This window comes from Nocardia lasii, from assembly GCF_042658545.1.
GTDB lineage: Bacteria > Actinomycetota > Actinomycetes > Mycobacteriales > Mycobacteriaceae > Nocardia > Nocardia lasii.
Window position 1 is genome coordinate 710,437 of the sequence record NZ_JBHSQN010000002.1, and the last position, 17,515, is coordinate 727,951.

A 17,515-nucleotide genomic window follows, 5' to 3' on the forward strand; every position below is an offset into this window, starting at 1 on the left:
CCAGCACTGATAGCCGGATTTCCGCTACCGGATCAGGAAACCAGCTTGCCCAGAATCTTGCGCAGCGCGGCACGCTCGTCGTCGGTGAGGCGTCCGAAGAAATCGTCGGCGTCGGCCGCGCGCGCTTCGGTCAGGGTGCGGAGGGTCCGTTCACCGTGCGGGGTCACCGCCACGAGGGTGGCGCGCCGGTCGGTCGGATCGGGTGCCCTGGTCACCAGCTCGGCGTGTTCGAGCGCGTCCACCACCTCCGTGGCCGACCGCGGACTGATCCGCAACGCCTCCGCGATGGCGGACAATCGCAGTCCGCCGTGTTCGCCGACCACCCGCAACGCGCGGGCCTGGTGGGGGGTCAGGCCCATCGGCGCGTAGGCCGCCGCCCAACGTCGTCGGAGCGTCCTGGCCACCTGCATCAGGAGATCGCTCTCGTTGTCGGGCATAAACTCGCCTCCCGCTTTGTTTTCACTACCAGATAATGAGGTAACCTCAGCATAACAGCACAGCCCACAAGGGGGTTGCACATGGAAGAACAGAAACCGACCGGCGGTCGCACCCGCCGCCCCGACCCGGCCGACCGCGCCCAACTGCGCGAGTCGCCGGTGTCCCTGCGCCGGATCGCCGCGCTCTTCGCGCCGTACCGGCTCCAGCTCACCACGCTGACCGTCCTGATCGTGGCGGCCTCGACGATCGGCCTCGCCTCGCCGTTCCTGCTGCGCATGGTGATCGACGACGCGCTGCCGCACCAGGACGTCTCACTACTGCTGTGGGCCGTGGGCGGCATGCTCGCCGTCACCGTGCTCACCGCCGTGCTCGGCGTCGGCCAGACGCTCATCTCCACCACCGTCGGCCAGCAGGTCATGCACGTGCTGCGCGCCGATGTGTTCCGCCACCTGCAACGACAGTCGCTGGCGTTCTTCACCCGCACGCGCGGCGGCGAGGTGCAGTCGCGCCTGATCAACGATGTCGGCGGCATGCAGTCCGTGGTCACCAGCACCGCCACCTCCATCGCCGGCAATGTCACCACCGTGGTCGGCACCGCCGTCGCGATGGCCGTGCTGTCGTGGCGGCTGTCGCTGCTGTCGCTGATCGTGCTGCCGCCGGCGATCTGGCTGACCCGGCGCGTGGCCCTGCTGCGCCGCGACATCACCGCCCAGCGCCAACGCCACCTCGCCGACCTGCACGGTCAGGTCGAGGAGGGCCTGTCGGTGAGCGGCGTGCAGCTCGGCAAGACCCTGGGCACCGGCCCGCTGGCCTCGGCCCACTTCGAGCGCACCTCCCACGACCTGGTCGATCTCGAAGTGCGCGCCCAGCTCGCCGGACGCTGGCGGATGGCCACCATGAGCATCGTCTTCGCCGCCATTCCCGCCCTGCTCTACCTCGCCGCCGGCCTGCCCGCGACGAGCAGCGGCATGACGATCGGCACGCTCGTCGCCTTCACCGCCCTGCAATCCGGGCTGTTCCGTCCGCTGATGGCCCTGCTCAATGTGGGTGTCGAGGTCACCAGTTCGATGGCGCTGTTCAGCCGGATCTTCGGCTACCTCGACCTGCCCGTCGAGATCGCCGAACCCGCGCGACCGGTCGAGCTCGACCCGCGCGATGTCGTGGGCGAGGTCCGATTCGACGACGTCAGCTTCCGCTACGACGCCGAAGGCCCCGACGTGCTCGACGGGATCTCGCTCGTCGTGCCGCCGGGTTCGACCCTGGCGCTGGTCGGCGAAACCGGTTCCGGCAAAACCACTCTCGCCTCGCTCGTGGCGCGACTGCACGACGCGACCGGCGGTCGGGTGAGTATCGACGGCGTGGATGTCCGCGACCTGGAACTGGGCACCCTCGCCCGCATCGTCGGCGTCGTGTCCCAGGAGTCCTACCTGCTGCACACCACCATCCGCGAGAACCTGCGCTACGCCGAGCCCAGTGCCACCGACGCCGAGATCGAACGCGCCGCCCGCGCCGCCCAGATCCACGACCTGATCGCGGCGCTGCCCCAGGGTTACGACACCGTGGTGGGCTCGCGCGGTCACCGCTTCTCCGGCGGCGAGAAGCAACGAATCGCGTTGGCCCGCACCCTCTTACGCGATCCCCGCGTGCTCGTGCTCGACGAGGCGACCAGCGCACTCGACAACGAGACCGAACGCGCGGTCCAGACCGCCATCGACGTGGTCGCCCAGGGCCGCACGGTCATCACCATCGCCCATCGCCTCAGCACCATCCGCGACGCCGACCAGATCGCGGTCCTCGACCACGGCCGGGTCGCCGAACTGGGCGATCACCGTCAACTGCTCGACCGCGCGGGCCGCTATGCCCGCCTCAACGGCGTCGCCGAGGCGGTGGCGGCCTGAGCGCGCGCGATCACGAACCGAAGTCCGGGCACAGGTTCGTGGTCGCGGCGCTGACGAACAGCGTCGCCTGCTCGATCCCGTAGGTCCGCTCGACCGCGGTGGTCTCGTCGAGCACCGACACCCCGCCGCGCAGGTGCTCGCAGGTCGCGTGACCCGCGGCGACCATCTCCTTCGACGACTTCCCCGGCAGGGTCGCCTCGTTGGTCGTGATCTCGTCGAGGAACGACGCCTCGTCGGCGCTGATCTCGGACGCTTCGGCGGTGCTGGTCCGGGTCGGTTCGGCACCGCGAGGCGCCTCGGTCGGGTCACAGCCCGCAACCGCGACGCCGAGCACCGCCAACGCCAGACTGATCGTCACCGCACGTAACTGAATTCGGCTGGTCGACATCGTATTTCCCCTCTGCTGCACCATTTCCGGTGTGGCATCAACGATCCCGGACCAGCCGCCTGCCCGAAACCCACCCCAGGGCTGAACCGACCCCACCACGAACCGTCGAAACCGCCCTCAGCCGGGCCTTTTTCAGCGATCGGGGTCGGCCAGCAGCCCTGCCAGAAACACGGTGAGGGCGCGTTCGAATGCCACGGCGAACGGCGGCAGGAACACCAGATCCGGGTCGGCTTCGTAGGCCGCGAGCACCGCCGGTCCCGGATGGGTCTGGGTCCACAGCGCGCCGACGAGAACGATCGTCATGGTGGCGGCCTCGGCGGCGTGTGCGTCGTCGAGTTCGGGCAGCACGGTGCGCAGGACCGTGGCCAGCCCGGCGAGCGCGTCCTGCGCTCCGCGCTTGTAATGCGCGGCGACCTCGGCCGAGATGTTGTGGTCGAGGATGCTCGCCTGGACGCTGAGCAGCTCACAGAGCTTGCCGTGCGCGGCGAACGAGTCCGCGAGGGCGGCGGCGGTCGCCTTGATTCGGACGGGGGTGGGGTCGGCGTCGTCGACGCGGTCGGGCAACTGTTCGACGAGCTCGATCAGGAAGTCGCGGGCCATCGTCGCGAGCACTTCGAGCAGGACCGCTTCGCGGGATTCGAAGTAGCGCAGGACATTCGACTTCGCCAACCCCACCCGTCGGCTGAGTTCGTTGAGGCTGATGGCCGAAACCGGCATCTCGGCGAGCATGGTCGTCGCGGTCGCCAGAATGCTCAGTCGCCGCGTTTCGCGCTGCTCTTCGCTGCGGGCGCGCTGAAACGTCGTCATCACCCCATACTACAGACCGCAGGTCTTTTGATAAAGAACCGGCGGTCTATTGAAGTTCGCCCGAAGGTTGCGTAGACTCGAAGAGACCGCCGGTTCGTTATTCGGCGCTCCGACAGGAAGGAAACGGGAATGACTCAGAAGGTTGCCCTGGTCACCGGAGCCTCCTCCGGGATCGGCGAGGACTCCGCGCGCCAACTTCACCGGGCAGGGTTCATCGTCTACGGCGCGGCCCGCCGCACCGACCGGATGAAGGACCTAGCCTCGTCCGGGGTACGCACGCTCTCGCTCGACGTCACCGACGAGGCTTCGGCCGAGAAGGCGGTCGCCGAGATCATCGCGGCGGAAGGACGCATCGACGTGCTCGTCAACAACGCCGGCTACGGCTCCTACGGCGCGCTCGAGGATGTCCCGCTCGACGAGGCCGACGCCCAACTCGAAGTGAACCTGTTCGGCCTGGCCCGCATGACCCAGCTCGTCCTGCCCCACATGCGCGCCCAGCACTCGGGCACCATCGTCAACATCAGCTCGATGGGCGGCCGCTTCGCCACCCCGATGGGCGCCTGGTACCACGCCAGCAAGTACGCCGTCGAAGGTCTCAGCGACGCACTTCGCCTGGAGGTCAAGCAGTTCGGCATCAACGTGGTCATCATCGAGCCCGGCTCCATCCGCACCCCGTGGGGCTCGATCGCCGCCGACAAACTGTCCGCCACCTCCGGCCACGGCCCCTATGCCGCGCAGGCCGCCGCGATGGGCAAATCGCTGGAACAGAGCTCCCAGCCCAACGCGCGCATGACCTCGCCGCCGTCGGTCATCGGCAAGGCCGTCACCAAGGCCGCCACCGCGCGCCACCCGCGCACCCGCTACCAGGTCGGCTTCGGCTCGCGCCCGCTGATCTTCCTCAGCAAGATCCTGCCCGACCGCGTCTTCGACGCCCTCATCAAGCGTTCCTCCGGCGTTCCGAACTGACCCTCACCCACACGGAAGAAGGAAATGCCATGTCCGATTCCACCACTCGCCCCAAGGCCCTGATCGTCATCTCCTCGGCTCGGCTGCTCCCGCTGAGCGAACCCGAGGGCGACAAGATCCCCACCGGCTTCTTCCTCGTCGAACTCGCCGCCGTGATGGCCAAGTTCGAGAAGACCCACGACTTCGTCCTCGCCACCCCCGACGGCAAGCTGCCCCAGCTCGACATCAACGGCCTCGCCCTGAACTTCCAGGCCGCGGGCGGCCTCGGCATGGCGACCGCGCGCGTCACCCTGCAGACCGAGGTCAAGCACCTCAGCCCCCAGGAACTGCGCGACAAGAACCCCGAATTGCTGAAGCGCCGCAACGACGAACTCGCCCTGGCCCACCGACTCCTCGGCCGCATCCCGGTCTCGGAGCCGCTGCCCAAGACCGACGAGGAAGCCATCTCCATCCGCGACCAGGTCGTCGCCGACTTCGACGCCCTGCCCGAGCGCGAGTACCTGTCCATCGCGCAGCTGATCGCCCGCCACCGCGACCCGGCCGACGCGTTCAGCCTGGCCGATATCGACTTCGTGCACATGCCCGGCGGTCACGCGCCCATGGTCGACTTCCACGACAACCCCGAGATGGGCGAACTGCTCAACACCCTGCGCGAGGAGAACGTCCCCGTCTCGCTGATCTGCCACGCCCCCATCGCCCTGACCTCCGCGAAGTACCGCGTTGACGCCGACGGCAAGACCACCACCAGCACCGATCACGCCTACAAGGCCGCCCACATCACCACCGTGCCCAAGTACGGCGAGAAGATGATGCTGGCCACCCAGTACCCGAAGATCCCCGGCAAGCGCACCCGTCTGACCTACTACGTCGACGTGGCCCTCGAGGAGGCCGGCTACGACGTCAGCCTCACCCTCAACCCGTCGGCCGTCAAGACCGTCTGGGACGAGAAGTACGCACTGCTCACCGGCAACGGCCCGCAGTCGGTCGACGAGCAGGCCGACCGCCTCGTCGGGGTCCTGCGTGACAAGGCAGGCGCCGCGCGCAGCTGACTATTTGGTCGGCCGAACGACGGCGATCTGCGTGGCCGAGGTGGTCAGCGCGACGGCGGCGGTCCCGATATCGCGCGCGAGAACATCCGCGCTCGCCCGGGTGAAGCTGCCCGAGATGGTGGTCCGGCCCCCGAGCTGGGGACCCGACTGGACCATCGGCGCGCTGATCACCGCCGTGTCCAGCACGAACGCCACTCGCCGCTGCAGGGACTCCTGGGTCAACGTCGCCCACACCTCGGCCCCCGCGGTGGTGAATTCCAGGTTGACCTCGTACTGGGAGTTCGCACCCAGTCCCGCGGTGGCACCGGCGATGTCGGTGCCACTGAGGCGACTGGGCGCGAGCAGGAACACTTCGGTGCCGTCCTGCGAACAGGTCACCAGCGGCAGTGCCGGATCGTCGTTCCCGGCGAGCGGGTCCGGACTGCCGCAGTCGATCGCTTGCACGGCGAGCTGCTGTACCGCCTGATCGGTGCTCTGACGCTGAGCTTTGGCTTCGGCCACCGCGTCCGACACCTGCGCGGGAGCCACGGCAGGCTGCGGCGCCGGAGGCTCACCCGGCGGGGTGTCACCACCGGCACCGCGCGAATTCGACGGCAGCGCACCGATGACCGGCCGGAGACCGAGCTGCGGCACCCGGAAGACATCGCGCACGGACTCACCGGCGGTACCCGAAAGAGTGACCGAAACAGTACTGCCGGAAACCGTAGGAACGCCGGTATACCCGACCGCCCGAAGCCGCCCCTCCACCATCCGCTGAACCTTCTCCAGCTCACCAGCACTCGCCGCCCGACCATCGAGCCGGGAATAGGTAGCACTCAACCTGGCCGTACAACCAGGACAATCAACAACCGGAGCAGCCACCTCGGCCTCCCGCACCTGCTCCCCCGCCGCCCCGCACCCACCCGTCGCCACAGCTACCAACAGCGCCACCACAATTGACCATGACCTCAAGGGAAATCTCCTCGAACTGTGCGACTGGACCGATCACCAAGAGTAGGGACGAATCCCCCCATCCAGAAGCCACACAATCCTGTCCCTCGAGTTCAGTGGCACGCTGACCCGAACTAATAAGGGCAGCTACGCATTTCGCCGGCGAATCCGAGCATTCAGCTCACTCAGAGAGCGGAACCTCCGCTGGCGTCGAGGGTTTGGCCGGTGATCCAGCGGGCGTCGTCGCTGACGAGGTAGGCGACGATGTCGGCGATGTCGGCGGGTCGGCCGACTCGGCCGAGGGCGACGTTGGAGGAGGCTTCGCGCTGGCCGTCGGGGTTGTCGATGAGCCAGGCGTTCATGTCGGTGAGGACGTAGCCGGGGGCGACCGCGTTGACGGTGATGCCGCGCGGGCCGAGGGCCTGGGCCAGGACGCGGGTGAAGCTGTCGATGGCGCCCTTGGTCATGGTGTAGGCCGCGATGTCGGGGATCGCGATCCGGGTGACGGCCGAGGACATGTTCACGACGCGGCCGCCGTCACGCAACCGGTCGAGAACGCCCTGGACCAGGAAGAACGGGGCGCGGACATTGGTAGCGAAGAGGACATCGAATTCCGCGGGCGTCATCGTGTCGACGCCGTTCATGACGGTCATGCCCGCGTTGTTGACCAGGATGTCGAGACCGGCGGGGGCGCCGAGGTCGGCGAAGCCCGCGTCCACGTCCGCCAGCAGGGTGGCGAAGTCGGTGGCGCCCAGGTCGCCACGAACCGCGAAAGCTCGGCCGCCGTCGGCCTCGATCCCGGCGACGACCTCCTTGGCGGCGGCGTCGTTCTGCCCGAAGTGCACGGCGACGAGGACACCGTCTCGGGCCAATCGTTCAGCGATGGCCCGGCCGATGCCCCGGCTCGCGCCGGTGACCAGGGCCGTTTTGGTTGCGGGAGTGGTTGTTTCGCTCATACGAGCTATTCAACGGACCCGACCCTCCGAAGTCCGGCAGGATTCGGACATGGCATTCCGATGCCGGTCATTCCGCCGTACTGGCGTGGGCCGCGATGATCCGCCAACCGTGCGTCTCGTCGTGCAACCAGGAACGCGTGTACCGCATCCGGGCGCCGAACGGCTCGCCGTTGACGGTCCCCTCGACGGTCCCGAGAAACCAGGTCACCCCGGTGCTGCCCTCGGCGAGCACGTTCAGCTCTTCCTCGACCAGGGACGTCATCACCTGCGTCCGCGTGCGGTGCAGTTCCAGATCATCGGCCTTGGTGTAGACGTCCGCGCCGAAGGTGAAGATCAACCGGTCATCGAGCAGACGATCCAGCGCCTGCACATCCCCGGCAAGTTGTGCGGCCTGCAACCGTCGCTCAGCGTCGCGTAGGTTCTCCATGCGCCCCACCCTGCCAGCCGAAGTCCTACTCGCGCCACGATGTTCGCGGTGGGCTGAGCGCAGGGGTTCACGCGCTGGCGCTAGCGGGACGCGACCTCACGATCAGGGCCTGCCGTGGTTGTCGGCGCCGCGGCACGCGGCCAGGTCCAGGCGGAGTACAGGATGAAGGCCAGGAGCAGCACCTCGAGTCCGATGGAGAAGCCGTAGAAGTACCAGTAGCTCCACGACTCTCCTTCCGCGTTGTAGATCGTGACCGGGATGAACAGCGTCGCCGCGACGAGGTTGGTGGCGCGATTGAGGCGGGCGGGCAGTATCACCGACAGCAGGATCATCAGGCTCGGGATGGACATGAGCGTGAGCGCCATCGCGACAAACGTTGGGCCGGTATCGAACTCGTGCACGGTACCGGCGAGCAGGTCGTCGACGAACCCGGGCTTGTACAGGGCGAGATAGTCGACGTAGATGTAGAGGAACATGAGACTGGTCCAGGCTGCCGCGAGCTCGGCCTGCACCGGTAGGCGCGGATTTTCCAGCGTGGTGGGTCGACTGTTTCGCATCATGGGCTCCGGGTTCTGGTGCGGATGGATAGGTCAACGTTCGCCGATCCCGGCGGTCGATACATCAGCCCGCGGGCCGCGGTTCGACCGGCCGAAAGCACGGTCGGCCGCTCGTTCTTTCGGCTGATCCGCCGCTGCCGCACGGTCCCTACACTGGGCAGATGGTGACCAAGGCGCTGCGCTCGCTGTGGGCCGAGCCACGGCCGGCGAACCCGCCGCGGCGAACGTGGCAGGACTGGGCGATCGTCGCGGTGCTCGTGACCTGGTCCGTGACAGAAGCGGTCCTGCGGCAGGACCTGGCGTCGCGCGCGCTGGTACTCGCCGTCGTGCTCGTGGTCCTCGCTCCCCTGCTGTGGCGCCGCACCCACCCCATGGCGGCGGTCGTGATCTCGTTCGGCACGCTGATCGCCGTCGACATCGTCCGGATTTTCGCGGGCGAGCAGGCCGGTCTCCTGACGAGTATCGGAGGCGTGCTCATCCTGGCCTACGCGCTGTTCCGGTGGGGAGCGGGCCATGAGTTCGCGGCCGGTCTCGCGATCATCCTGGTGTGGCTGGTCATCACCCATATCGCCGACCCGACCAGCCTCGCGGACACGGTGTCCGCGTTCGCCTTCTTCCTGTTCGCCGCCGCCCTGGGCGCCGCGGTCCGCTACCACGCCTACATCCGAACCCGCGACATCGACGAGGCCAAGGCGCGCGAGCGCGAGCAACTGGCGCGCGACCTCCACGACACCGTCGCCCACCACGTCTCCGGCATCGTCATCCAGGCCCAAGCCGGCCGCGCCATCGCGGCGTCACACCCCGAGCGCGCCACCGAGGTTCTCGCCGTCATCGAGGACGCGGCCTCGCGAACACTGCGCGAGTTACGCGCCATGGTCGGTGTCCTGCGCTCCGCCGAGGAGGCCGATTTCGCGCCGCAACCGGGTGTGGCCGACCTCGAACGCCTCGCCGGTATCGCCGAGGGCGGGCCGCGGGTCGACGTGGAACTGTCCGGCGAACTCGACGATCTCAGCCCCGCGATCGGCGCCGCCCTCTACCGCCTGACCCAGGAGTCGGTCACGAACGCGCGACGCCACGCCCGGCACGCGACGCGGGTCGCCGTGCGCATCGAGGGTGACATCGAGCGCGTGCAGTTGACGGTCGACGACGACGGTGCCGTCAGCACGGTCGCAGGCCCGTCGGGCTACGGCCTGGTCGGCATGCGGGAACGCGCCAAACTGCTGGGCGGCACGTTCCACGCAGGCCCGAGCGCGAGCGGCGGCTGGCGCGTCGAGGCGATGCTGCCCCGAGCGGACGCCCGACGATGACCATCCGGGTACTCATCGCCGACGACCAGGACATCGTGCGCACCGGCCTGACCATGCTGCTCGACGCCCAGCCCGACATCGAGGTCGTCGGCGCCGCCCCCGACGGCCGACAAGCGGTGAACATGGCCCGTCGACTACGCCCCGACGTGTGCCTGTTCGACATCCGCATGCCGCTGATGGACGGCATCGAAGCCACCCGCGAACTCGCCGGACCCCACGTCCCCGACCCCCTCCCGATCGTCGTCATCACCACCTTCGACCTCGACGAATACGTCCACGGAGCACTGAAGGCCGGCGCCCGCGGCTTCCTCCTCAAAGACGCCGGACCCGCCCTGCTGAGCCAAGCGATCCACGCCGCCGCCGACGGCGACGCCCTGATCGCGCCCCGCGTCACCGGCCGCCTCCTCGCAGCCTTCGCCAGATCCCAGAACCACCCCGCCACACAACCGATAGAACCCCTCACCTCCCGCGAGGAACAGGTCCTGCGCACCGTCGCCCACGGCCGAACCAACAGCGAAATCGCCACCGACCTCCGCATCAGCCCCAGCACGGTCAAAACCCACCTGGCGAGCCTGATGCGCAAGCTCGGCGCGCGCAATCGGGTCGAGCTCGCCATGTGGGCTCATGAGACGGGGCGTGTCTGAGGGCTTGTCACCGACGGTGACCTCACCGAGGCCTATCCAAGGCCAGGAAATCGCGGACGACGCGGCCCGCACGGAGGATCTGCTCGACCGACCAGAGGAATCGCCAGCTCGCGAGCATCATCAATCATCCTGTAGTGCAGCATGATTCAGCATCGGATGCAGAACGCTCACTGACACGGTGAAGGCGTGCCGATGTTGCGCCCAATCCGGCGGCCGCGACACACACTATCGCGGAAATGACCCACATCATCGTGTACGAACCGTTGATATCGCGAATGAGTCCGCCGATCAGAGCCATCGCTCCGGCACCGATCTGGTGGAAAACGTTCACCCACCCGAAGGCCAGGGCGCTGTTATCGCCGAAGTAGTTCCGACACAATGCCAGCGTAGGCGGAACCGTCGCCACGTCGAGGATGCCGAACGCTATCGCAAAGGCCAGCAAATTGGGGTTGAGGTCGCCGGAAAAGAGTATCGGCAGTAGCGCAAGCGAAACTCCCCGACCGAGAAAGAACACTGCGAGCAATATCCTCGGTTCGATTCGGTCGGTTAGCCATCCTGCGGTAACGGTGCCCAGGACATTCGCCAGTCCGACCACAGCCAGCAGACTGGATGCGGCGGTTGCGGCCATGCCGTGGTCATGCGCGGCAGGGGTGAAATGACTCCACATCAATCCATTCGTGGTGGCACCACACAGCGCGAACATCAGCGCCACGGTCCAGAATCGGATATCGCGCAAGCAGTCCCGCAGCACGTGGACAGTGCGCGTGAACGGATTCCCGGTGGCAGCAGAGCGCGCTATGTCTCGACTGCTCGCGTCGGCACCATACGGGTAAATCCCCAGCTCTCGCGGACTGTCCTTCATCAGGGCCTGCACGCCGATGAGCCCGACGAGAGCGAGACCTCCGCAGATAAGTACCGGTGCGCGCCAGTCACTGTGGCCAAGAATCACCGACAGAACAGGCAGCATCGCGAACTGGCCGACGACGCTCGCGGCAGTCAGCAGGCCTGTGGCCAGCCCGATCTTCTCGTGGAACCACCTGTTGGCGACAGTGGCGCCGAAGACCATCGTTATCGAGCCGGTTCCCGTACCGACAAGAAGACCCCACCACAGCACGAAGCTCAGCGCATTCGGTGTCGCGTTGGCGATGAGCAACGAGCTCGCGATCAGCGCGACGAGAGCGACCGAGGTAACTCTACGCAACCCGCAACGGTCCATCAGTGCCGCGGCGAAAGGCGCGACGCCACCGTACAAGACCATATTTATGGCGACGCCGATGCCGATATCGGTTCGGCTCCACCCCTTCGCATCGACGAGCGGCTCGGTAATCAGCCCGGCGATCGTCGTAAACGACCCTGCGGCGATGAGCGCGAGGGCGGCGACCGCGACCATCGTCCATGCGGGATGCCATCGCCGTCTCGTCTTCGCACTCGCCGAGGGGGAGTGTTCCCTGATCACTGCCATCTCCTCCTGAATGCCGCCAAATTCGTGCTGTCGCACCGACGTTTGAAAGGTCCGCAGATCTTCGCCTACTACCGGTTTAGCACCTAAGGGCACTCTTCGTAAGTATGGACAAAATTGTCCATATAGCTCGTCTTGATACCGTGGTGGTAGACACGTCGAAAGGGAGACGATGCCCGGCGAAGAGGGTGCGGTGCGCAAATCAGTTCTGCAGGCCATGGCTGTATGCCCGGTCGAGGTCAGCGTCGCGGTTCTCGGAGGTGCGTGGAAGATGACGATCGTCAAGCATCTTCTGGAGGGGTCCCTGCGCTACAGCGAAATACGCCGCGCTGTCGGTGTTGTCACGCCCCGCGTGCTGACACGCCAGTTGCGCGAACTGGAACAGGACGGAATCGTGTCGCGCAAAGCCTTTCCCGAGGTTCCGCCTCGCGTGGTGTACTCGCTCACACCGACCGGCGAAGCTCTGCGCGACTTCGTCGCCGAGCTCAACCGCTGGGGCGATGACTACATTTCGGCCCTGCAAGCCCGAGCGGCGGCGAACGACGGTCCCGCCACCCGCTCGGGAAATGAGTTCTCCACAGGGAAGGAAGATCAGCCCTGATCGTAGTGGATGATCCGCGCCGCATTGCGCCGATACCAGGGAAACTTCGATGTCAGGAACGGCTCGACCAGCTCGGATATGCCTTGCGCCCGCATCTTGGACAACGCATCGAGAGCGTGCCCTTGCACCGTCTCGTCGTCGAGTTGGTCGGCGGCAACCGCGGCAGCATCGGGGTGCTGGGACTTGCCGAGCCAGCCGACCACCATCTGACGATCGGTCCCGAATCTGCGGTCCGCGGCGATGGCGGCGAGTTCCTCGAAGTACTTCCGGCCGGCCGGAATTCTAAATATGACATTGCCTGCCGCCCATCGTACTTGCGGACTTATAGCCTTCGAGTAATCGAACTGGCTGATCAACGCGGGGATGGCGGTCGTCTCGCGCGACGCCGTACGATTCAGCGCATTCGTCAAACTCAGTCGAGTCAGTCTTCGGCCTTCGGTCTCAGGACCTGGCCACCGGTCTTCGAGTTCGGTGAGCCATTGCGCAATCACCACAATGACCGCTGGCGAGTCATGCAGGCGCCTCCCGATTTCCGGGATCGTGTCGGCGTACCCGCCTGCCTGCCGATACTCGTCGAGCAATCGGGTCGCAACGTCTCGCTCCCGCTTCTCCGCCTGACACCCCACGGCCATAGCCTACGAGAACCGCATAATTCGTTCAGCGGCGATCCGGACCGTCACCGGATGTACGGCGGTGGACGACGACTCGCGATCTGCGTCGATGTGGGCACGCAGAACCATTCGGGCGAATCCGTCGTGTGGTCGGAGGCCCAGCCGGGGAGCCGCCCGCACCCGCGAGTCCCTCACGCGCCGAGCACCAGAGGACGATGCGCCCTTTCAGATTCACCCCTCGTCCCCTCTGGAGCACACAACCGATACGCCTCCCACATCCTCAAAAACTGGCATCTACCAGCGGATTAGTACCTACGGCCAGACTTGCGGTAATCTTTCCGAGCACCCGGCGACGGGGGCAAGAAACGGGCTGTGGCGCAGCTTGGTAGCGCACCTGACTGGGGGTCAGGTGGTCGCAGGTTCAAATCCTGTCAGCCCGACAGTAGAAAACCCTCTCCGACCGAGGTCGGAGAGGGTTTTCCTGTTAGCCCACCACGCGGAGAGCGGGACCAGAACGGGACCGAAGGTGGTTCGAGAGCTTGTCGCCGGCATCGGTGACCTCCCGGCGGTCCGGGTGTAGGTATCGCTCAGTTGTTCGACTATCGGCATGGCCCGCGAACTTCTGGAGTAGGTGCAGACTCACGCCGGCATCGGCCATCCAGGTGAGTCCGGTATGCCGGAGATCGTGGCGCCGTAGATCTCGTAGCCGAGTGTTGTCACGACCTCGTCCAGTAGGTCGCATCGCGCAGGACCCCAAACGTGGGCAAGGAAGTGATTCAGCATGTCCGTAGGTAGTGGTTTCGTGCGTGGCGGCAGCGGGAAGTAGTCCCGATCGTATGAACGATGTACTCAACCGCCCGCTCCGAACCAAGAAAATCCTCGCCGGATTGGTGTTCGTCTTCGTCGGCATCACGTTCATGACGGCGGGCTCAGCCATCTCCGCAGTGCGAGAGTTGGGATGGCTGAACGTGCTGCCATGGAGTGAGCTGGGCGGCATCATGTTCGGTGCCGGTCTGTTCAGCCTCTGGCTCGATTCCTACTTCGAGCGGGAACGCGGCGAAGCCGATGGGGCGCGGTTGCGCCGTTTGCTCGACGAGCAAGCCTCGGCAATGAGAGAAGCCGTGATCAAGGGCTTCGCCTTCGAGAACGAGGACCAGCCCGGCAGTGCGAGCGATCGAGGGTCGCCCAGTCATTCTGCTCGGCCGACACCGCCCCGACCAGGCAAATGATCGCGGTCCGGAAAGATCCACGTCAGTGGTTCCTAGCCCTTACCCACACCGGCAGGACCCGCTCAACCGATCTGGCACAACATCACACGACGGGCAGCGGTCAGCGGCTTCGACCGTTCTCGCACGGGCACTCGGCGCGAAACCCTTGCGCAACCGCCTCTTCGAGCCATCCGCACGCGCCGCTCCGGGTTTCGACTGTTCTGCTCGGCGCTGCCGAATCCGTTGGAAGACCGCAGTGATCTCGCGCTGTCCGACCTCACCGAAACCCGCAGCGCGCAGCGCTCGCTGATAGTCCTTGGTTGCCGCTTCTGGATCCTCGCGCAGCACCGCGACGACAATTCGATCGATTTCGGTACTGTGCGCGGTCGGCACGTGATCCCGCCCACGCACCCCGGTGGGCTGCTCAGCGCCCCTTGTGACTCGGTCAGACCGCTGAACAGGCCTGGCCGACTTCGATTTTTGTGCGATCAGACGGAAGACATCCGCGATGTCATCTCGGCTGTGGAATCGATGACCTGCGTCGAGCAACGCTTGCTGGTAATCGACCAGCGGCGTACTCGGATCGGCGTGTGCCATCCTCGCCACGATCGCCTCAGCCGAATTCTTTACTCGCCGAGTCGGATCGGGTCGTCCAGACCTGCTAACTCGCGCGAGCCGCGCATACTGCTCGCCGGCCATCACCCCCGTAACGAACCGCAAGCCAGCCTGGTGCGCGGCCTTCAGACAACCCCGCGCGGTGCCGCTCGGGTGCGAACCGAACCAGCGGTGCGCGAATTGTTCCCACCGCTTCCGGTCCGCTGGCGAGATCTGCACGGCCGAACCCGCTGTCGCTTGTCGGGGCTTCCGCTTCTTTCCACGTCCCCGAACCGACGGTTGTACTGCCCGACCGGGCACCGAGTCCGGTACGTTATCGCGCGCGAACAGTGATTGCGTAGCGCCGAATTCGAAAGGGTCACGAACGTCATCGTTGACAGGGTCATAGCCCGAATCACGATCATGACGATGTTCATGATCGCCGTACCACCGACCCAGCGACATCGTGACCGCCCTCCTGCAACCTACCGCTCCACCCCGCTGATCTCAGCCACGATAGCTGCACGAACCGACAGGAAACGTGCGATTGTCGCAATCATTGCGCCATACAACAGGTATCGCCACATGTCAGCCCCGGGGAAGCACCGCTCGATCGCCCATGCCAGGGTCACGACGAGCTATTCGCGTGCCCTTGTGCACGCGACCAACAGCAGGCTGCGCTCATACGGAATATCGAGTGGGTGGGTCATCGGATTCGGCCGTCAACGCCGCTGCGGCAGGGACGTTATCGCCGGTGACCCTGACGACCGCGCCAGCAACGAAGGAAGCAGAGCAAGCGCCAGCAGGATGAAGGCTCGCGTATCGGCTGGTCAGTGGTGGAAGCCGGGGTGGCGGCCGGAGTCCGGGAGGGGTGTGTCGAGGGAATCCAAGAAGTCGATTGCCTCGGTGAGGTCGCGGATCAGTGAGGTGGCCAGGTCGTGGCTGAGGCCGTTGCGGACCACGATCCGTAGCAGTGTCAGGTTTTGGAGGCCCTTGGCCATCGGGTAGGCGGGGACCTGCCAGCCGTTGAGTCGTAGCCGGTCGGATACGTCGTACAGCGTCCAGTTGGGGTTCGCGTTCGCGGTGCGCGTCCACGCCACCACCGGGAGGTGGGATCCGTCGGTGACCAGCTCGAACGGTGTCAATTCCGCGATCGATGTGGCGAGGAACCGGGCCACGTCCAGGCAGCCTTGCTGGACCTGGCGGTAGCCCTCGAAACCGAGCCGTAGGAACACGTAGTACTGGAGCAGCACTTGGGCGCCGGGGCGGGAGAAGTTCAAGGCCAACGTCGGCATGTCGCCGCCGAGGTAGCTGACCGTGAAGATCAGCGAATCGGGCACGGCGGCCCGATCGCGCCACACCACCCAGCCGACGCCGGGATAGACCAGCCCGTATTTGTGCCCGGAGGTGTTGATCGAGGCCACCCTGGCCACCCGGAAGTCCCAGACGATCTCGGGTTGGCAGAACGGGGCGATCATCGCGCCCGAGGCGCCGTCGACGTGGATGTCGATATCGAGTCCGGTCGACTCCTGGATCTTGTCGAGGGCCGCGGAGATCTGGGCCACCGGCTCGTACATGCCGGTGTAGGTGACGCCCATGATCGCCACGACGCCGATCGTGTTCTCGTCGACGTAGGTGTCCAATTCGTGGCCGTCGAGCACCATATGGTCCTTGGACACCGGCACCCACCGGGGCTCCACCTCGAAGTAATTGCAGAATTTCTCCCAACACACCTGCACGGCGGTGCTGAGCACGAGGTTGGGCTTCTCGGTCGACTTACCCTCGGCTTTACGTTTGTCCTGCCAGCGCCGTTTGAGCGCGAGGCCGCCGAGCATGCACGCCTCGGACGAGCCGATGGTGGAGGTCCCGATGGTGTGTTCGGGGTCGGGGCTGTGCCACAGCGAGGCCAGCATCCGCCAACAGCGTTCCTCGATAGCGGCGGTCTGCGGGTACTCGTCCTTGTCGATCATGTTCTTGTCGAACGTCTCGGTGTACAGCTTCTTGGCGTACTCGTCCATCCAGGTGCCGACGAAAGTGGCCAGGTTCAGCCGGGCGTTGCCGTCGAGCATCGCCTCGTCGTGCACCAACTGGTAGGCGACCTCGCCCAATCGATCACGGTCGGGCAGGCGGAATTTGGGGAGCTCGAAGGCCTCGCCCGGCTGGACGAACACTGGCCGCACGGAGATGGTGTCGGACTCGTTTCCCCGATGGTGGCGCCTCGGCTCGGACATGGAGCGATCCTCCTTCGATTGGACGACAGGGTTCGGTCGTCACACGATCACGGGTGCGTACGTTGCCTGGTGTCTTCCGGTTTCGACGAGGTTCATATCCTGTCACCCAACCACGAGAATCCCCGCCAACCAGGTCGGCGGGGATTCTCGATTACTCGACGCGGCTACTTCCGGAAGGCGTCTCGGACCTTGGCCGCGGACAGTTTCAGGCTGCCCTTGATCTGCGCTGCCCGCCCCTGCGCTTCGAGCCGCCGGTTTCCCACCGCGCGCCCGTAGACCTTCTTCGCCCGCCCTCTGGTCTTCTCCGCCGAATACGCGACCTTCTTACCGATACTCATATCGCCGTACTTCCTTCTCGAATTCGTCGACACCGGGGGTGTGTTCTTGCCCGCCCGGAGCGAGGTTGTCGCCGTGGTTGCGGCATACCCGCGCTTGCTGTCCCTA

General features: G+C 66.1%; 20 protein-coding genes and 1 tRNA gene. 8 read left to right on the forward strand and 13 right to left on the reverse strand.

Annotated elements, in window-relative coordinates; translation table 11 throughout:
* Positions 1–32: 32 nt before the first annotated feature.
* A complete protein-coding gene (locus ACFP3H_RS07005) occupies positions 33–437 on the reverse strand; it encodes a MarR family winged helix-turn-helix transcriptional regulator (RefSeq protein WP_378601208.1) in 405 nt (134 codons plus the stop codon).
* A gap of 81 nt (positions 438–518) precedes the next feature.
* Between ACFP3H_RS07005 and ACFP3H_RS07010 the strand changes: the two genes are divergently transcribed.
* A complete protein-coding gene (locus ACFP3H_RS07010) occupies positions 519–2,336 on the forward strand; it encodes an ABC transporter ATP-binding protein (RefSeq protein WP_378601210.1) in 1,818 nt (605 codons plus the stop codon).
* A 10-nt stretch (positions 2,337–2,346) separates the two neighbouring features.
* Here ACFP3H_RS07010 and ACFP3H_RS07015 read toward each other — a convergent pair whose 3' ends face one another.
* Together ACFP3H_RS07015 and ACFP3H_RS07020 are read right to left on the reverse strand one after the other, a co-directional pair.
* Positions 2,347–2,694 (reverse strand): DUF732 domain-containing protein, encoded by a 348-nt coding sequence (locus ACFP3H_RS07015; RefSeq protein WP_378601211.1) that lies wholly within the window; start codon positions 2,692–2,694, stop codon positions 2,347–2,349.
* A gap of 162 nt (positions 2,695–2,856) precedes the next feature.
* Positions 2,857–3,531: a TetR/AcrR family transcriptional regulator gene (locus ACFP3H_RS07020; RefSeq protein ID WP_378601213.1), complete on the reverse strand. Its 675-nt coding sequence runs from the start codon at positions 3,529–3,531 to the stop codon at positions 2,857–2,859.
* A gap of 129 nt (positions 3,532–3,660) precedes the next feature.
* Between ACFP3H_RS07020 and ACFP3H_RS07025 the strand changes: the two genes are divergently transcribed.
* Complete coding sequence (locus ACFP3H_RS07025) at positions 3,661–4,497, forward strand: oxidoreductase (protein WP_378601215.1); 837 nt, start codon at positions 3,661–3,663, stop codon at positions 4,495–4,497.
* A 29-nt stretch (positions 4,498–4,526) separates the two neighbouring features.
* Positions 4,527–5,546, forward strand: a complete 1,020-nt coding sequence (locus tag ACFP3H_RS07030) for a DJ-1/PfpI family protein (RefSeq protein WP_378601217.1) — start codon at positions 4,527–4,529, stop codon at positions 5,544–5,546.
* Here ACFP3H_RS07030 and ACFP3H_RS07035 read toward each other — a convergent pair whose 3' ends face one another.
* The 4 genes from ACFP3H_RS07035 to ACFP3H_RS07050 all read right to left on the reverse strand — a co-directional run bounded on the left by ACFP3H_RS07035 (position 5,547) and on the right by ACFP3H_RS07050 (position 8,416).
* Positions 5,547–6,197 (reverse strand): SecDF P1 head subdomain-containing protein, encoded by a 651-nt coding sequence (locus ACFP3H_RS07035; RefSeq protein ID WP_378601219.1) that lies wholly within the window; start codon positions 6,195–6,197, stop codon positions 5,547–5,549.
* A gap of 464 nt (positions 6,198–6,661) precedes the next feature.
* Positions 6,662–7,432: an SDR family oxidoreductase gene (locus tag ACFP3H_RS07040; RefSeq protein WP_378601221.1), complete on the reverse strand. Its 771-nt coding sequence runs from the start codon at positions 7,430–7,432 to the stop codon at positions 6,662–6,664.
* 67 nt (positions 7,433–7,499) lie between these two features.
* On the reverse strand, positions 7,500–7,859 hold the full coding sequence (locus ACFP3H_RS07045) for a nuclear transport factor 2 family protein (protein WP_378601223.1): 360 nt from the start codon (positions 7,857–7,859) through the stop codon (positions 7,500–7,502).
* Positions 7,860–7,939: 80 nt separating this feature from the next.
* Complete coding sequence (locus ACFP3H_RS07050; RefSeq protein WP_378601225.1) at positions 7,940–8,416, reverse strand: DUF6326 family protein; 477 nt, start codon at positions 8,414–8,416, stop codon at positions 7,940–7,942.
* Between the two features lie 161 nt (positions 8,417–8,577).
* Between ACFP3H_RS07050 and ACFP3H_RS07055 the strand changes: the two genes are divergently transcribed.
* Positions 8,578–9,723, forward strand: coding sequence for a sensor histidine kinase (locus ACFP3H_RS07055; RefSeq protein WP_378601227.1), 1,146 nt, complete (start codon positions 8,578–8,580; stop codon positions 9,721–9,723).
* A complete protein-coding gene (locus ACFP3H_RS07060; RefSeq protein ID WP_378601229.1) occupies positions 9,720–10,367 on the forward strand; it encodes a response regulator in 648 nt (215 codons plus the stop codon). The genes ACFP3H_RS07055 and ACFP3H_RS07060 overlap by 4 nt, the downstream gene beginning before the upstream one ends.
* Positions 10,368–10,491: 124 nt before the next feature.
* Here ACFP3H_RS07060 and ACFP3H_RS07065 read toward each other — a convergent pair whose 3' ends face one another.
* Positions 10,492–11,757: an MFS transporter gene (locus ACFP3H_RS07065; protein ID WP_378601231.1), complete on the reverse strand. Its 1,266-nt coding sequence runs from the start codon at positions 11,755–11,757 to the stop codon at positions 10,492–10,494.
* A 241-nt stretch (positions 11,758–11,998) separates the two neighbouring features.
* On the opposite strand from ACFP3H_RS07065, the gene ACFP3H_RS07070 reads away from it, so the two are divergent.
* Positions 11,999–12,427, forward strand: coding sequence for a winged helix-turn-helix transcriptional regulator (locus ACFP3H_RS07070; protein ID WP_378601233.1), 429 nt, complete (start codon positions 11,999–12,001; stop codon positions 12,425–12,427).
* Here ACFP3H_RS07070 and ACFP3H_RS07075 read toward each other — a convergent pair.
* Entirely contained in the window at positions 12,418–13,053 is a 636-nt protein-coding gene (locus ACFP3H_RS07075) for a HEAT repeat domain-containing protein (protein ID WP_378601235.1), read from the reverse strand. The genes ACFP3H_RS07070 and ACFP3H_RS07075 overlap by 10 nt on opposite strands.
* Before the next feature lie 351 nt (positions 13,054–13,404).
* Between ACFP3H_RS07075 and ACFP3H_RS07080 the strand changes: the two genes are divergently transcribed.
* Positions 13,405–13,478 (forward strand) — tRNA-Pro (locus ACFP3H_RS07080).
* A 44-nt stretch (positions 13,479–13,522) separates the two neighbouring features.
* Here the strand turns inward: ACFP3H_RS07080 and ACFP3H_RS07085 are convergent.
* Positions 13,523–13,975: a tyrosine-type recombinase/integrase gene (locus tag ACFP3H_RS07085; protein WP_378601237.1), complete on the reverse strand. Its 453-nt coding sequence runs from the start codon at positions 13,973–13,975 to the stop codon at positions 13,523–13,525.
* On the opposite strand from ACFP3H_RS07085, the gene ACFP3H_RS07090 reads away from it, so the two are divergent.
* Positions 13,875–14,267: a hypothetical protein gene (locus tag ACFP3H_RS07090; RefSeq protein ID WP_378601652.1), complete on the forward strand. Its 393-nt coding sequence runs from the start codon at positions 13,875–13,877 to the stop codon at positions 14,265–14,267. The two genes, ACFP3H_RS07085 and ACFP3H_RS07090, sit on opposite strands and share 101 nt — an antisense overlap.
* A 39-nt stretch (positions 14,268–14,306) precedes the next feature.
* On the opposite strand, the gene ACFP3H_RS07095 is transcribed toward ACFP3H_RS07090, so the two are convergent.
* The 3 genes from ACFP3H_RS07095 to ACFP3H_RS07105 form a co-directional block, all read right to left on the reverse strand.
* Positions 14,307–14,843: a hypothetical protein gene (locus ACFP3H_RS07095; protein WP_378601239.1), complete on the reverse strand. Its 537-nt coding sequence runs from the start codon at positions 14,841–14,843 to the stop codon at positions 14,307–14,309.
* A gap of 827 nt (positions 14,844–15,670) precedes the next feature.
* Positions 15,671–17,071 carry a glutamate decarboxylase gene (locus ACFP3H_RS07100; protein WP_378601241.1) on the reverse strand — a complete coding sequence of 467 codons (1,401 nt, stop codon included), beginning with the start codon at positions 17,069–17,071 and terminating at the stop codon, positions 15,671–15,673.
* A 164-nt stretch (positions 17,072–17,235) separates the two neighbouring features.
* Positions 17,236–17,409: a CsbD family protein gene (locus ACFP3H_RS07105; RefSeq protein WP_378601244.1), complete on the reverse strand. Its 174-nt coding sequence runs from the start codon at positions 17,407–17,409 to the stop codon at positions 17,236–17,238.
* Between the last annotated feature and the right edge of the window lie 106 nt (positions 17,410–17,515).

Bases quoted from the DNA above. Each gene is read 5' to 3' on its own strand.
- ACFP3H_RS07005 (WP_378601208.1), bottom strand. From the start codon at position 437: ATGCCCGACAACGAGAGCGATCTCCTGATGCAGGTGGCCAGGACGCTC.
- ACFP3H_RS07010 (WP_378601210.1), top strand. From the start codon at position 519: ATGGAAGAACAGAAACCGACCGGCGGTCGCACCCGCCGCCCCGACCCG.
- ACFP3H_RS07020 (WP_378601213.1), bottom strand. From the start codon at position 3,531: ATGACGACGTTTCAGCGCGCCCGCAGCGAAGAGCAGCGCGAAACGCGG.
- ACFP3H_RS07025 (WP_378601215.1), top strand. From the start codon at position 3,661: ATGACTCAGAAGGTTGCCCTGGTCACCGGAGCCTCCTCCGGGATCGGC.
- ACFP3H_RS07030 (WP_378601217.1), top strand. From the start codon at position 4,527: ATGTCCGATTCCACCACTCGCCCCAAGGCCCTGATCGTCATCTCCTCG.
- ACFP3H_RS07040 (WP_378601221.1), bottom strand. From the start codon at position 7,432: ATGAGCGAAACAACCACTCCCGCAACCAAAACGGCCCTGGTCACCGGC.
- ACFP3H_RS07045 (WP_378601223.1), bottom strand. From the start codon at position 7,859: ATGGAGAACCTACGCGACGCTGAGCGACGGTTGCAGGCCGCACAACTT.
- ACFP3H_RS07050 (WP_378601225.1), bottom strand. From the start codon at position 8,416: ATGCGAAACAGTCGACCCACCACGCTGGAAAATCCGCGCCTACCGGTG.
- ACFP3H_RS07055 (WP_378601227.1), top strand. From the start codon at position 8,578: ATGGTGACCAAGGCGCTGCGCTCGCTGTGGGCCGAGCCACGGCCGGCG.
- ACFP3H_RS07060 (WP_378601229.1), top strand. From the start codon at position 9,720: ATGACCATCCGGGTACTCATCGCCGACGACCAGGACATCGTGCGCACC.
- ACFP3H_RS07065 (WP_378601231.1), bottom strand. From the start codon at position 11,757: ATGGTCGCGGTCGCCGCCCTCGCGCTCATCGCCGCAGGGTCGTTTACG.
- ACFP3H_RS07070 (WP_378601233.1), top strand. From the start codon at position 11,999: ATGCCCGGCGAAGAGGGTGCGGTGCGCAAATCAGTTCTGCAGGCCATG.
- ACFP3H_RS07090 (WP_378601652.1), top strand. From the start codon at position 13,875: ATGAACGATGTACTCAACCGCCCGCTCCGAACCAAGAAAATCCTCGCC.
- ACFP3H_RS07085 (WP_378601237.1), bottom strand. From the start codon at position 13,975: ATGGCTGAGCCCGCCGTCATGAACGTGATGCCGACGAAGACGAACACC.
- ACFP3H_RS07095 (WP_378601239.1), bottom strand. From the start codon at position 14,843: ATGGCACACGCCGATCCGAGTACGCCGCTGGTCGATTACCAGCAAGCG.
- ACFP3H_RS07100 (WP_378601241.1), bottom strand. From the start codon at position 17,071: ATGTCCGAGCCGAGGCGCCACCATCGGGGAAACGAGTCCGACACCATC.
- ACFP3H_RS07105 (WP_378601244.1), bottom strand. From the start codon at position 17,409: ATGAGTATCGGTAAGAAGGTCGCGTATTCGGCGGAGAAGACCAGAGGG.